This window comes from Nocardiopsis exhalans, from assembly GCF_024134545.1.
GTDB lineage: Bacteria > Actinomycetota > Actinomycetes > Streptosporangiales > Streptosporangiaceae > Nocardiopsis > Nocardiopsis exhalans.
This window is the reverse complement of sequence record NZ_CP099837.1, coordinates 7132117-7145201: the sequence shown is the minus strand read 5'-3', so window position 1 is coordinate 7145201 and position 13085 is coordinate 7132117. Positions and strand designations below refer to the sequence as shown.

At 71.5% G+C, this 13085-nt stretch carries 12 protein-coding genes and 1 pseudogene; 9 read left to right on the top strand and 4 right to left on the bottom strand.

All coding sequences use genetic code 11. From position 1 onward, the window contains the following. Positions 1–152: 152 nt before the first annotated feature. Together NE857_RS31940 and NE857_RS31935 are read right to left on the bottom strand one after the other, a co-directional pair. Positions 153–1286 carry a hypothetical protein gene (locus NE857_RS31940; RefSeq protein ID WP_254418970.1) on the bottom strand — a complete coding sequence of 378 codons (1134 nt, stop codon included), beginning with the start codon at positions 1284–1286 and terminating at the stop codon, positions 153–155. A gap of 270 nt (positions 1287–1556) precedes the next feature. Then, the gene (locus NE857_RS31935) at positions 1557–2330 is read right to left on the bottom strand and encodes a winged helix-turn-helix transcriptional regulator (RefSeq protein ID WP_254418969.1); all 774 of its coding nucleotides are present in this window, start codon (positions 2328–2330) and stop codon (positions 1557–1559) included. 109 nt (positions 2331–2439) lie between these two features. Between NE857_RS31935 and NE857_RS31930 the strand changes: the two genes are divergently transcribed. The 8 genes from NE857_RS31930 to NE857_RS31895 all read left to right on the top strand — a co-directional run bounded on the left by NE857_RS31930 (position 2440) and on the right by NE857_RS31895 (position 10443). Next, positions 2440–2697 (top strand): MoaD/ThiS family protein, encoded by a 258-nt coding sequence (locus tag NE857_RS31930; RefSeq protein WP_017581373.1) that lies wholly within the window; start codon positions 2440–2442, stop codon positions 2695–2697. Positions 2698–2731: 34 nt separating this feature from the next. Further along, positions 2732–2995 (top strand): glutaredoxin family protein, encoded by a 264-nt coding sequence (locus NE857_RS31925; RefSeq protein WP_017581372.1) that lies wholly within the window; start codon positions 2732–2734, stop codon positions 2993–2995. Between the two features lie 409 nt (positions 2996–3404). After that, complete coding sequence (locus NE857_RS31920; protein ID WP_017581371.1) at positions 3405–4097, top strand: redox-sensing transcriptional repressor Rex; 693 nt, start codon at positions 3405–3407, stop codon at positions 4095–4097. A gap of 144 nt (positions 4098–4241) precedes the next feature. After that, on the top strand, positions 4242–5834 hold the full coding sequence (locus NE857_RS31915) for a glutamyl-tRNA reductase (RefSeq protein ID WP_254418968.1): 1593 nt from the start codon (positions 4242–4244) through the stop codon (positions 5832–5834). Beyond that, a complete protein-coding gene (gene hemC / locus NE857_RS31910; protein WP_254418967.1) occupies positions 5831–6817 on the top strand; it encodes a hydroxymethylbilane synthase in 987 nt (328 codons plus the stop codon). Before NE857_RS31915 ends, hemC begins: the two co-directional genes overlap by 4 nt. A gap of 132 nt (positions 6818–6949) precedes the next feature. Beyond that, the gene (locus NE857_RS31905) at positions 6950–8641 is read left to right on the top strand and encodes a bifunctional uroporphyrinogen-III C-methyltransferase/uroporphyrinogen-III synthase (RefSeq protein WP_254418966.1); all 1692 of its coding nucleotides are present in this window, start codon (positions 6950–6952) and stop codon (positions 8639–8641) included. A 53-nt stretch (positions 8642–8694) separates the two neighbouring features. Then, on the top strand, positions 8695–9693 hold the full coding sequence (hemB, locus tag NE857_RS31900; RefSeq protein ID WP_254418965.1) for a porphobilinogen synthase: 999 nt from the start codon (positions 8695–8697) through the stop codon (positions 9691–9693). Between the two features lie 90 nt (positions 9694–9783). Then, positions 9784–10443, top strand: coding sequence for a bifunctional DNA primase/polymerase (locus tag NE857_RS31895; RefSeq protein WP_246420433.1), 660 nt, complete (start codon positions 9784–9786; stop codon positions 10441–10443). A 202-nt stretch (positions 10444–10645) separates the two neighbouring features. Here NE857_RS31895 and NE857_RS31890 read toward each other — a convergent pair whose 3' ends face one another. After that, positions 10646–11803, bottom strand: coding sequence for a calcium/sodium antiporter (locus tag NE857_RS31890; protein WP_184366602.1), 1158 nt, complete (start codon positions 11801–11803; stop codon positions 10646–10648). A gap of 316 nt (positions 11804–12119) precedes the next feature. Between NE857_RS31890 and NE857_RS31885 the strand changes: the two are divergent. Continuing rightward, positions 12120–12278: pseudogene (locus NE857_RS31885) on the top strand (bifunctional DNA primase/polymerase); the annotation flags it as partial. A gap of 308 nt (positions 12279–12586) precedes the next feature. On the opposite strand, the gene rraA reads toward NE857_RS31885, so the two are convergent. Further along, a complete protein-coding gene (gene rraA / locus NE857_RS31880) occupies positions 12587–13069 on the bottom strand; it encodes a ribonuclease E activity regulator RraA (RefSeq protein ID WP_254418964.1) in 483 nt (160 codons plus the stop codon). Between the last annotated feature and the right edge of the window lie 16 nt (positions 13070–13085).

The following is a 13085-nucleotide window of genomic DNA, read 5'->3' as shown; positions in this document are numbered from 1 at the left end:
CCCGCATGGGCTCGCATGGTGACCAACGACCCAGGTCGGCGGGGTACGCGGTGGCGCGACGGGTCGTGGAACGGCTTCGGGGCCCAGAGGTCGCTCCGGGCCCCGAAAGCGCGTGGATCGCGTGGAGTGCGGTGAAGTGGTGCGGTGACCGGTCAGCCCTTGCGGCGCCTGCCCTGGTAACCGCCGCCGAGCCGCACCCGGCGGGTGGGGGCCATCGGAGTGGCCAGCAGCAGGGCCAGCAGGAACGCGGCGAGCAGGACGGCCGGGGCGATCGAGGGCCCCATGTCCGAGTGGTCGGCGGCGATCTCGGTCTCGTTGTCGGCGTTCTCGTCCGAGCTCGGTGTGACCAGCGGGAGCTCGGCCAGGTCCTCGGCGGCTCCCGGGGAGAGGTCGGGCAGGTCCGCCTCGTTGCGGGGAAGCGTGGGGATGTCGGCGCCGCTGGTGGGCACGCTGCTCACGCTCGAACGCGGCGGTGTCCGGTCGGGCGTGCTGGAGGGGGGTCGGTTGTTGTTGCCGGACCCGTTGTTCCCCGATCCGCCGCTGTTGCCCGCCCCGCCGCTGTTGCCCGCCCCGCCGCTGTTGCCCGATCCGCCGCTGTTTCCCTCGGTGGCCGTGGGCGCCGGAGAAGAGGGCGGTGTGGTCCCATCGGTGGGCGAGGGCGTACCGTCCGTCTCGGTGGGGGCCGGAGTCCTGGTGGGCCTCTCCGTCGGAGAGGGTTCTTCGGTCGGTTCCTCCGTGAATTCCTCGGTCGGCTCCTCGATCGGCTCCTCGGACGGTTCCTCCGTGGGTTCCTCGGTCGGAGCTGGGGAGGGCTCGGGATCGACGATCTGAATCGACCATGTGGCGCTGGCGGACTGCTCTGCCGCACCGGAGCAACCAGTCTCGGCGTCGGCGAACGCGTAGGACAGGGTCGCGGTCACCTTGACGTCCTGGCGGGCCCGGCCCGTCACCGTACCGAGCGGGAGGTCTTTGTTCGGTCCGACCTCTTGCGGCCCGGGGAATCCGCGGTGATCGAAATCGGAGGCCGGGACATCCAGACTGATGACGCAGAGCGTCAGATCGCTGCTGTTGTTGCGCACCGAGAGAGCGTTGGGCACGAGCACCGTGCCTGGCTCGACGTGGTCGGCGGACCGGGTGAAGGCGAGCGTCGCCGGAACCGGATCGGCGTGGGCCGGGGCCATCACGGCGATCAGTGCGCAACCGACGAAGGCCGCGCCGATGACACTGCTCAGGTGGGGTCTGTACGGGGCGTGGGTAGCGGGGGTCGTCGCAGCGGGGGCTGGCATCGGTGCGGTCTCACTCCTCCGGGGGCGCGCCATGGCGGCTCTGGCCGCACCCGGCCGCGGGGCTCCGCCACGCCTGCCATGCCCCGGCCGTCGGGTGCCCCACCGATCTTAGGGCGTGTGCCCGCTGAGTACGAGTGCGCACGCCGTGCTTTCGGGACCGACCTTGCGAAGATGGCCCAAAAGATCCCAAGGGGTCACAAAAGGACTCCGGGGCGCCTTCGCGTGAAAGCGGGCGCCCCGGGGTGGTCGTGGCCGGTGAGGTCTCGGGTCCTACTTGGCCCCGGCCTCCGCGGACCGGGCGGCGGGAAGCTGCTCGGCCGCCTCGGCGGAGGTGTTCGGCGGGGCCGCCTTGGTCACGGGGTCCGGCACGAAGCGGTAACCCACGTTGCGGACGGTGCCGATGAGGGACTCGTACTCCGAGCCCAGCTTGGCGCGCAGGCGGCGGACGTGGACGTCGATGGTCCGGGTGCCGCCGAAGTAGTCGTAACCCCAGACCTCCTGGAGCAGCTGCGCCCGGGTGAAGACCCGGCCGGGGTGCTGCGCCAGGAACTTGAGCAGTTCGAACTCCTTGAAGGTGAGGTCGAGGATGCGCCCGCGCAGGCGGGCGATGTAGGTGGCCTCGTCGATCACGAGGTCGCCGCGGCGGATCTCGTCCGGGTCGTCGGACCCGGCGTCGGCGGAACCGACGGCCAGTCGGAGTCGGGCCTCGACCTCGGCGGGCCCGGCGGTGGCCAGGATGAAGTCGTCGACCTGCCAGTCCGGGGTCAGCGCCGCGACGCCGCCCTCGGTCAGGATGACCAGCAGCGGGCAGTCCAGCCCGGTGGTCTCCAGCAGGCGGCAGAAGTTACGGGCCGCCGCCAGGTCCGTGCGCGCGTCGACCAGAATGGCGTCGACCGGGGCTCCGGAGTTCCCGCCGGCCCCTGAGGCCAGCAGTGCTCCGGCCTCCGCGGGCGCCACCCGTACCGAGTGCAGGAGGAGTCCGAGCGCGGGAAGAACGTGGTCGGACGGTTCGTTCGAGTTGGTGAGTAGCAGCAGATGGCTCATGCGTCTCTTCTCGTCGGCCCGCTTGTGACGGGCGATCGAAGGCGCCATTGCCCCCGGTGAAGATTTGTTTAATACGTCGCCTCCGAGCAACACCAAGGATAATCAACAGATGGCGAAGTGCACTATCCGGTACTGGGCATCCGCGAAAGAGGCAGCTGGAACGGCCGAGGAGACGGTTGAAGCCGACTCCCTCGCGGCAGCCCTCGAAGCGGCGTGTCACCTGCACCCCGACGACCGTTTCCGGCGCGTACTGGGGGCTTCCTCGCTCCTGGTGGACGAGAACCCGGTCGGTCGGCGGGCGCACGGTGAGGTCGCGGTCACGGACGGGACTGTGATCGAGGTCCTACCGCCCTTCGCGGGTGGGTGAGGGGTCGGACAACATGGTGGAATCGGAGCGAAATATGCCGGAAACCTCGGAGTGGCCGGGGAAGGCGCGGGTGGTCATGCTCGGCAAGTCCGGGTGTCATCTGTGCGAGGACGCGTGGTCGGTCATCGAGCGGGTGACGGACGAGCTCGGGGTGGGCCGCGCCGAGCAGGATCTGGCGCAGGTGTCGGAGGCGGACCACGAGGAGTACTGGGACAAGATTCCGGTGACCTTCGTGGACGGACGCCGCCATGACTTCTGGCGGGTGTCCGAGGAGCGGCTGCGTTCCGCGCTGTCCTGACGGCCCTTCCCCTGGCGGGCCCGCTCTCCTCCTTCTTCTTTCCTGGTGCCTTCCCCCCTTCTCCCGCGCTCGCGCGCGAAACGGCGCCGCGTGTCCACGGCAGTGTGTCTGCCAATGGCACCGGCGCCTTTTCGGCGTCCGGTTGTCCTGAGGTTGCGGTCCGCTGGTCTGTCCGGAAATGGGGTTGATGTGATCTTCCGTTTCGGATCCCGCTGCCAGGGCCCAAATTGTGTGAACCCGGGTCGCCCGCATCACACCGGACCCCACTTTGTGCGTGCTTTCACAAGCACGTAATCTGGGGTTCCCACAATCAGCAGGGCGGGGGAGGTGCGCGGTCGCGGCGGTTGGCGCCGGATTCGCGCGCGCTCCGCGCACCGCCCTAACCGACCGCCCCCAGGAGCGCCACCCTGTGACAAGTCGCCCGCCCAGGCCCCGGGAGAGGGGAATCCCGGAGGCCACCGTCGCCCGACTTCCGGTCTACCTCCGCGCTCTGCAGGCCCTTCAGGACCGAGGCACCGCCACGGTCTCCTCCGAAGGGCTGGCCGGCGCCGCCGGTGTGAACTCGGCGAAGCTCCGCAAGGACCTGTCCCACCTGGGGTCCTACGGGACGAGAGGGGTGGGTTACGAGGTCGAGTACCTCATCTACCAGATCTCACGTGAGCTTGGTCTCACCCAGGACTGGTCCGTGGCTATCGTCGGCATCGGCAACCTGGGGCGCGCTCTGGCCAACTACGGGGGCTTCGGGACCCGAGGCTTCCGGATCGCGGCCCTGCTCGACGCCGACCCCGAGGTGGTCGGCCGGACCGTAGCGTCGCTGGACGTGAGGCATATTGACAGCCTGGAGGAGGTTGTGCGTTCCAGAGGTGTTTCCATCGGTGTGATAGCCACGCCTGCCGGATCCGCCCAGGGGGTCGCCAGCCGCTTCGTGGAGGCAGGGGTGACCAGCATCCTCAACTTCGCCCCCGTCGTGCTGAATGTGCCGGACGGGGTCGATGTGCGTAAGGTCGACTTGTCCATCGAACTCCAGATCCTCGCCTTCCACGCGCAGCGCAGGGCCGACGGCGACGGTCAGGCGAACCGGGCGGGACTGGAAGTGACATAAGACGAATCGGGTCCTGGGGCAGGGGTCCCAAGACCCGTGTGGCGGTGGCGAAGAGCGAGCGTTCGCCGCGGTTCGGGGGTTGACGAGGGGGGTCCTCGGCCGTACCCGAACATGGAGAGACCTAGTGCCTGCATAGGAGTGCGGATGAGTGTCCTGGCCGTGGGGTTGAGCCATCGGAGTTCGCCGGTGGCGCTACTCGAACGTGTCGCGTTGAACGGACAGACGCGCGCCAAGGCGGTCGGTGAGATGGTCGGCTCCGACGCCGTCAACGAGGTCATGGTGGTTTCCACCTGCAACCGCACCGAGATCTACGCCGACGTGGTGGGGTATCACGGCGGGGTCGCCGCCATCACCGAGCTCCTCGCCTGGCACACGGGCGTGACCCTCGGCGAGCTCTCCGACCACCTCTACGTGCACTACGAGGACAGCGCCGTCCAGCACCTGTTCTCTGTCACCTGCGGCCTGGACTCCATGGTGGTCGGCGAGGGCCAGATCCTCGGCCAGGTGCGCAACTCCCTCAAGGAGGGCCAGGAGACCGGTTCGGTCGGCCGGGTCCTCAACGACCTCGGCCAGCGCGCCCTGCGCGTGGGCAAGCGCGCCCACACCGAGACCCACCTGGACCACGCCGGGGCCGACATGGTGAGCTTCGGCCTCACCGTCGCCGCCCGCGACCTTGCCGAACCCGTCGTCCGCCACCACCCCCAAACGCTGCCTTCCGCGCAGTTCCCTTCTCCTGCTCCGAACCCCTCCCTTCCCGCCGCGGACGTCACCCCGCCCGCCGGGTGCCCCATGTCCGCCCAAGGCGCCCCAGCTGAGCCGAGCGCCGCTGAGCGGACCGCCCCGGAACCACTGGCGCCCCGCACCCTCAGCGCCGAGCTCCCCTCCGGCCCGCTCGCCGGCACCCGCGTGCTGGTCCTCGGGGCCGGTTCCATGAGCGCGCTGTCCGCCAACACCGTTGCCCGTCAGGGCGCCGCAACGGTGATCGTCGCCAACCGCACCCAGGAACGCGCCGCCCGCCTCGCCGAGTGCCTCAACGAGGCCTACGACACCGTGCGCGCCCGCTCCGTCCCCTTCGCCGAGGCGGCCCGGGCCCTCGCCGACGTCGACCTGGTCATCTCCTGCACCGGCGCCCAGGGCCTGGTGCTCACCGCCGACGACGTGGCCGCCGCCACCGAGGGCCGCGTGCGCCCCCTCGTCTTCCTCGACCTCGCGCTGCCCCGTGACATCGACCCCGGGGTCCGCGAGCTGCCCGGGGTCCGCCTGGTGGACATCGAGGACCTGCGCCAGGCCGTCGCCGCCGGGGCCGGCCACGACACCGGCCGCTCCAGCGCCCTGCCCCTCGTGCGCGAGATCGTCGACGAGGAGGTCAACGACTTCCGTGCGATCCGCCGCGCCAACGAGGTCGCTCCCACCGTCGTCGCCCTGCGCGCCCAGGCCCGCGACGTCGTGGAGTCCGAGCTCTCCCGCCTGCACGGCCGCCTCCCCGACGACCTGGACGAGCGCACCCGCGAGGAGATCGGCCGCGCCATGCGCAGGGTCGCCGACAAGCTCCTGCACAGACCGACCGTGCGCGTGAAGGAGCTGGCCGCGGCCCCCGACGGGGAGGCCTACGAGGCCGCCCTGCGCCAGCTGTTCGATCTCGACCTCCAGACCCAGCAGACCCCGAAGGCCCCCGGGCCGGTGGCCGACCCCGTCCGTCCGACCACGGCCGCGCGGACCGCACAGGAGAAGGCATGACCGCTGAAGGAACCTCGGCTGAGGGCACGACCGCCGCACCCGCCAAGCTCGGCACCCGCCGCAGCACCATGGCCACCACCCAGTCCCAGGGCGTGGCCGACACCATCACCGAGCGCACCGGCCAGGCCATCGAGCTGGAGCTGATCACCAGCTTCGGCGACGTCACCAAGGCCCACCTGACCCAGCTCGGCGGTACCGGGGTGTTCGTCAACGCCCTACGCGACGAACTGGTCGCGGGCACCATCGACTTCGCCGTGCACTCGCTCAAGGACCTGCCGACCACGCCCGCCGAGGGCCTGGTCCTGGCCGCGATCCCCGAGCGCGACGACCCCCGCGACGCCCTGTGCGCCCGGGACGGCCTCAAGTTCGCGGACCTGCCCGCGGGGTCCCAGGTCGGCACCGGCTCCCCGCGCCGCGTCGCCCAGCTGTCCGCCCTGCGCCCCGACCTCGTCTACGTGCCCATCCGCGGCAACGCCGAGACCCGCCTGGGCAAGGTCGCCTCCGGCGAACTCGACGCCGTCGTCCTGGCCTACGCCGGACTGGGCCGTGTGGGCCGCCGCGACAGCGTCACCGACGTCTTCGAGCCCGAGCAGATGCTGCCCGCCCCCGGCCAGGGCGCCCTGGCCGTGGAGTGCCGCACCGAGCGCGCCGACACCGACCTCGCCTACCTGTCCTCCGTGGACCACCCGGCCACCCGCGCCGAGGTCGTCGCCGAGCGCACCGTCCTGTCCGAACTCGAAGCCGGGTGCGCCGCCCCGGTCGGCGCCTACGCCGAGTGCACCGGGGGCCGCCTGCGCCTGCGCGCCGCCGTGGTCGCCACCGACGGCGCCACCGCCGTACGCCGCGAGAGGACCGTCGACATCGCCTCGCCCGAGGACCTCGACACCGCCGTCGGGCTCGGCCGCGACCTGGCCCGGGAGATGATCGCCGAGGGCGCCGACCGCATCGTCGCCGAGGCCTTCGCCGAAAGGGACACTCCCTAGACGCACGCAGAACCACCCGGGCAGCGCCTGGCGCCGCACGGGAGAACACCAGCGCGGGTCGCCCCCCGCACCGTCACCGCCCCGGAGTCCGCGCCCCGGGGCACAGGCGACCCACACACGAGGAGCCAGTACGTGAACGCCAACGCCAGCCCCCAGCCGGAGGAACCGCGTCACCGAGCACGCGTTCCCGGTCATGTCGCCCTGGTCGGTTCTGGACCGGGCGGCGCCGACCTGCTGACCCTGCGCGGCGCCGAGCTGCTGCGCCGCGCCGACGTGGTCATCACCCTCCGCGAGCCCGCCGCCGACGAGCTCTCCGTCTTCCGCGACGAACTCCTCGCGCACTGCTCCGAGGACGTCTCCGTGATCGAGGCCGCAGAGTGCGGCGGTGACATCAACACCCTCGCCGTCACCCGCGCCCGCGAGGGCCAGCGGGTCGTGCGCCTGTACTCGGGCGACCCCTTCTTCGGCTGCCGCGGCGCCGAGCTGGTGGCCGCCTGCAAGGAGGCCGGGGTCGAGGTCGAGGTCGCGCCCGGCGTCTCCTCGATCACCTCCGTCCCGACTTTCGGCGGCGTCTCCCTGCTCGCCGACGGCCAGCCCGAGCTGCGCGTCCTGCACGCGCGCCCGCACGGCGGCAAGGAGGTCGACTGGCAGGAGGCGGCTGCCAGCGACGCCCCGCTGGTCGTCCTGGGCGCGGACGCCCCCGCGGGCGAGGCGCCCGAGCACCAGGGGCCCGGGTTCGACGTGGTGTGCAAGACCCTCATCGCCGGCGGCCGCTCCGCCACCACGCCCGTCGCGGTCGTGCGCGCCGGCGGGACCACCCGGCAGACCACCGTCACCTCGACGCTGGCCCGCCTGGTCGCCGATCTCAAGTCCACCGACGCCAAGAACCACCACGTCACCGCACCCGCGCTGATGATCGTCGGTGCACCGGTGGCCCGCCAGCCCGAACTCTCCTGGTACGAGACCCGGCCGCTGTTCGGCTGGCGCGTCCTGGTGCCCCGCACCAAGGAGCAGGCCGCGGCCCTGTCCGACCAGCTGCGCGGCTACGGCGCGGTGCCCGAGGAGGTGCCCACCATCTCGGTGGAGCCTCCGCGTACCCCGCAGCAGATGGAGCGCGCCGTCCGCGGTCTGGTGACCGGCCGCTACCAGTGGGTCGCCTTCACCTCCGTGAACGCCGTGAAGGCCATCCGCGAGCGCCTGGAGTCCTACGGCCTGGACGCCCGCGCCTTCGCCGGGGTCAAGGTCGCCGTGGTCGGCGAGGCCACCGCGCAGGCGGTCCGGGAGTTCGGCATCCAGCCGGACCTGGAGCCGCCGGAGGACGCCCAGTCCAGCAAGGGCCTGGTGGAGGTCTGGCCGCCCTACGACGCCGAGATCGACCCCATCGAGCGGGTCCTGCTGCCGCGCGCGGACATCGCCACCGAGACGCTGGCCGCCGGTCTCACCGACCTCGGGTGGGAGATCGACGACGTCACGGCCTACCGCACCGTGCGCGCCGCGCCCCCGCCCCAGCCGGTCCGCGAGGCGATCAAGGGCGGCGGCTTCGACGCCGTACTCTTCACGTCCTCGTCCACGGTGCGCAACCTGGTGGGGATCGCGGGCAAGCCGCACAACACCACCGCCATCGCCGTGATCGGCCCGGAGACCGAGAAGACCGCGATCGAGTTCGGGCTGCGCGTGGACGTCCTGGCACCGAAAGCCTCGGTTTCCGCCCTCGCGGAGGCACTTTCGGAGTACGGTGCGGCCAAGCGCCAGGAAGCGATCGATGCGGGCAAGCCCGTCCTGAAGCCGAGCCAGAAGCGCCGCGGCCGCCGCCGCAAGCTCTGAGGCGAGCCTCGGATCCGAAACCACCACCCAGCCGCACCATCCGGGAGCACCCCATGACCTCCGCCAGCTTCGACGCCGAGTTCCCCGTCGCCCGGCCCCGCCGTCTGCGCCGAGGCCCGGCGCTGCGTCGCCTGGTCGCGGAGACCCGGGTGCTCCCGGAGAACCTCATCCTGCCCATGTTCGTCAAGGAGGGGCTCACCTCTCCGGTGCCGATCTCCTCGATGCCCGGCCAGGTGCAGCACACCCGGGACAGCCTGCGCAAGGCCGCCCGTGACGCGGTCGAGGCGGGGGTCGGCGGGCTGATGCTGTTCGGCATCCCCGAGCACAAGGACAGCGTGGGCTCGCAGGCCGACGACCCGAACGGCGTCGTCCAGGTGGCGCTGCGCGACCTGGCCGCCGAGGTCGGCGACGACATCGTGGTGATGGCCGACCTGTGTCTGTGCGAGTACACCGACCACGGCCACTGCGGGCCGGTGGAGGAGAACGGGCACGTCAACAACGACCTCACCCTGGAGCGGTACGCGTCCATCGCCGTCGCCCAGGCCGAGGCCGGTGCCGCCGTGGTCGCGCCCAGCGGCATGATGGACGGCCAGGTCGGAGCGATCCGCACCGGGCTGGACCGGGCCGGTTTCCCGCATGTGCCGATCCTGGCCTACGCGGCCAAGTACGCGTCCGTGTTCTACGGCCCCTTCCGTGAGGCCGCCGAGGGGGCGCCTCAGTTCGGGGACCGCTCCGGCTACCAGCAGGACCCGGCCAACGTCCGCGAGTCCCTGCGCGAGGTGGCCCTGGACGTCGCCGAGGGCGCCGACATGGTCATGGTCAAACCCGGCCTGGCCTACCTCGACGTGGTCGCCAAAGTCGCGCAGTCCTCTCCGGTACCCGTGTCGGCCTATCAGGTCAGCGGTGAGTACGCGATGATCGAGGCGGCGGCGGAGAAGGGCTGGCTCGACCGGGAGCGGGCGATCCTGGAGACCCTGACCTCCTACCGACGCGCGGGGGCCGAACAGATCCTCACGTACTGGGCCACCGAGGCGGCCCGTCTGCTCCGGTAACGCGATCAGGCCCTCGCCCCGGTCGCGGCCGCCGGGCGCCGGGCTCTTCCACCCGGCCGCGCCCGCACCGATGACGACCGGGGAGCCTGGATGGCCGACGTGTTGTACCGACGGAAACGACGCCACGCTACGGACAGCATGCTGGAGTCGGCGCTGCGCTACGCCGAACTCGGCTGGCCGGTGGTCCGGGGCGCGACCCCGGGCGAGGACCGAGCGTGTACGTGCGACCGGATGGGCTGCCCGGACCCGGCGGCGCACCCGGTCACCGCGGCCTGGGGGGTGGAGGCCAGCACCGACACCGACACGATCCGCCGCTGGTGGACGGCGAGCCCGCAGGCCAACATCGTGCTCCCCACCGGCCGGGTCTTCGACGTCCTGGACGTGCCCCGCGAGGCCGGGGTGATGGCCCTGGCCCGGATGGGCCGCGCGGGCGTGCCGGCGGGCCCGGTCGCCGCCCTGGACGCGCGTTACCTGTTCTTCGTCGCCACCCGTTCTCCGATGGACGAGGACGAGTGGTGGTCCTGCCATCTGGACTGCGTCCCCGAGGCCGTCGAGGCGATGCCGGGCCTGCGCTGGCACTGCCGGGACAGCTTCGTCCTCGGCGCACCCTCCAACCTGCCCTCCGGCGGGCGCGTCACCTGGATCCGCACCCCGCGCGACGTCGAGGGTTCGGTGGTCCTTCCCGACCCCATCGCGGTCCTGGACATCCTCAACGACGCCAGCGAGGAGTTCGCGGTCCCGGGCGCCTGACCGCGAAGAGTGCCGGAACGCTCAGACCCCCGCCCGCTGACCCACAGCGCCAGAGCGGTGCGGTCGCGCGGGCCCGGCTCGCGCAGGATGTCGGTGACGTGGTTCTTGGCCGGGCAGGCGGCTCGTCGTCCTGGCGGGCGGGCCGGCTTCCGGATCCGCGTGGGCCGGGTGAGCGCCCCGGTACGCGGGGCGCCCTCAGGGGTCAGGAAGAACCGTCGCCGGAGGACACGGCGGTCTCGGGTTTGCCTTCGCGGCGGCGGGTGCTCAGTTCGTAGATCATCACCGCCACCAGCCACACCGCGGTGATCGGGATGACGAACCACAGCATCGCGGCGCTGAAGGGCTCCAGGAACGCGTGGTCGGTGGCCTGCACGACGAGGTAGGTGATGTAGGCCGCGTAGAAGCCGACGAGCAGCGCGCCCTCCCAGCGGGCCACGCCCAGCTTGGTCACGGCTATGGGCAGCAGCACGAGCGCCACCGCCACCATGATCGGCAGGTCGAAGCGCAGGGCCGCCGGGGCGACGGCGATCCCCCCGGGGGACACCATGGCGGTGATCCCCAGGACCGCGCCGATGTTGAACACGTTGCTGCCCACGATGTTGCCCACCGCCATGTCGCGTTCGCCCCGCCTGACCGCGACAACGCAGGTCACCAGTTCGGGCAGGGACGTACCGATCGCCACCACGGTCAGCCCGATCAGCAGGTCGCTCACCCCCAACGCCGTGGCGATCGCGCTGGCCCCGTAGACCAGCAGTCGTGCCCCCGCCACCAGCAGGCCCGCGCCCAGGACCACGAGCACCAGGTCGCGCAGGACCGACTTGGTCTTCGGGGTGGCCCGGAACGGCCCGCCCGTACCCGGGCCGGAGCTGTCGGTGCCCACCTGGACGGAGACCGGAGCGAGCGCTGACCGCCGTCGGGAGACGAACACCGTCACGGTGACGTAGACCAGCAGGATCGCGAACAGCAGAGCACCCTCGAAGCGGCCCAGGTTCCCGTCCAGGGCCATCAGGAGCGCCGCCACCGACAGTGCCGCCATCACCGGGATGTCGGCGCGGACGACCTGGGAGTTGACCGCCAGGGGGGCGAACACCGCCGACGCCCCGAGCACCAGCAGGATGTTGGCGATGTTGCTGCCCACGACGTTGCCCACGGCCAGCCCCGGATACCCCGAGAGCGCGGCGTCGGTGCTGACCGCCAGCTCCGGGGCCGAGGTCGTGAATGACACCACGGTCAGACCCACGACCAGCGAGGACATCCCCAGGGTCCGCGCCAGCGAACCCGCGCCGCGGACGAGTGACTCCCCTCCGGCCACCAACAGAACGAATCCCGCCACCAGAGCGAGGATCACCAGTACGTTCACGCGAACCCTTCGATCGTGTCGCTGTGCGGCTGCGCCGCGTTCGGCGTGTACGTCGGCTGCGGGGCCCGCCCCTGTCGGTTGGTTGCCGCCGGAGCGAAACCGTTCCGAAGGGCGGGGCGTTCCTGTCCGTCTCGGCCGGGGGAGCCTGGCACGGTCCCGTGGGCCCTGCGCATACGCGCGTACCGATGGCACTCGTGCCGCGGTGTTCTCCGCTGTCCGGTCCGGTGGGCGCAGGCCCGGCGGGCAGGGAGTTCTTCTCACCTCTTCGTCGGTTCCAACGTAATGGACGGGGCGCCGGGTGGTGGTGAGTACGGGCCAGGACGACGACCTCCTCGGGACACCCTCCGCCCTGCCGTCCGGCGGGCGCCTCACCTGGAACCGTACCACGCGCGACGTCGAGGGCCCGGTGGTCCTTCCCGACCCGATCGCGGTGCTGGACATCCTCGACGACGCCAGCGAGGAGTTCGCGGTCCCGGGCGCGCTGGCCGGTGGGCGTCGGCGTCATGTTGGTCGGTGTCGTCACCGGCCTGGTCGGGATTCTGGTTCCGGGGACCCTCTGGGCGACGCTCATGGGGATGCTGATGATGCCCGCGATCTTGCTCGGTTGCGCTTTCCCGTTCATGGGAGACCAGGGCTGGAGGAACGAGTCCATGCGCGGCACGTGGATACCGGAAAAACGATGGTGAACAGGAGATCCGGTGCTTCCGAAGTCCTGTTCACCACCGGATAACACAACCGTTCCGGAGCGGGGAGCCTCCGTCGCGCGCCCCCTCGGAGTCCGCGTCAGAGCTCCGTGACGTTGACGACGATCCCGTCGTGGTCGCTGTAGAGCCACTCACCCGGGACGAACGTGACGTCGCCGAAGGTGACCGGGACGTCCTGGCGCCCGGCGGCGTCCTTGAGGGACTTGCGGGGGTTGGAGCCGAGCGCCTTCACGCCGAGCTCCAGCTGACCGAGGGCGACGGTGTCGCGGACCGCGCCGTTGACGACCACCCCGGCCCAGCCGTTGCGCACGGCGGCCCCGGCGATCAGGTCGCCCATCAGGGCGCTGCGCGGGGACCCGTTGCCGTCCACGACCAGGACGGCGCCCTCTCCGGGGGAGTTGAGGACCTGTTTGACCAGCCCGTTGTCCTCGTGGCAGCGGACGGTGCGGATCGGCCCGGAGAACACCTCGTGCCCGCCGTACTGACGGAACTGCGTGGAGCAGCTGCGCAGGGTGTCGCCGTGGTCGTCGATCAGGTCCGCCGTGGTGAAGTTCGTGGTCATGACAGCTCCGGTCTGT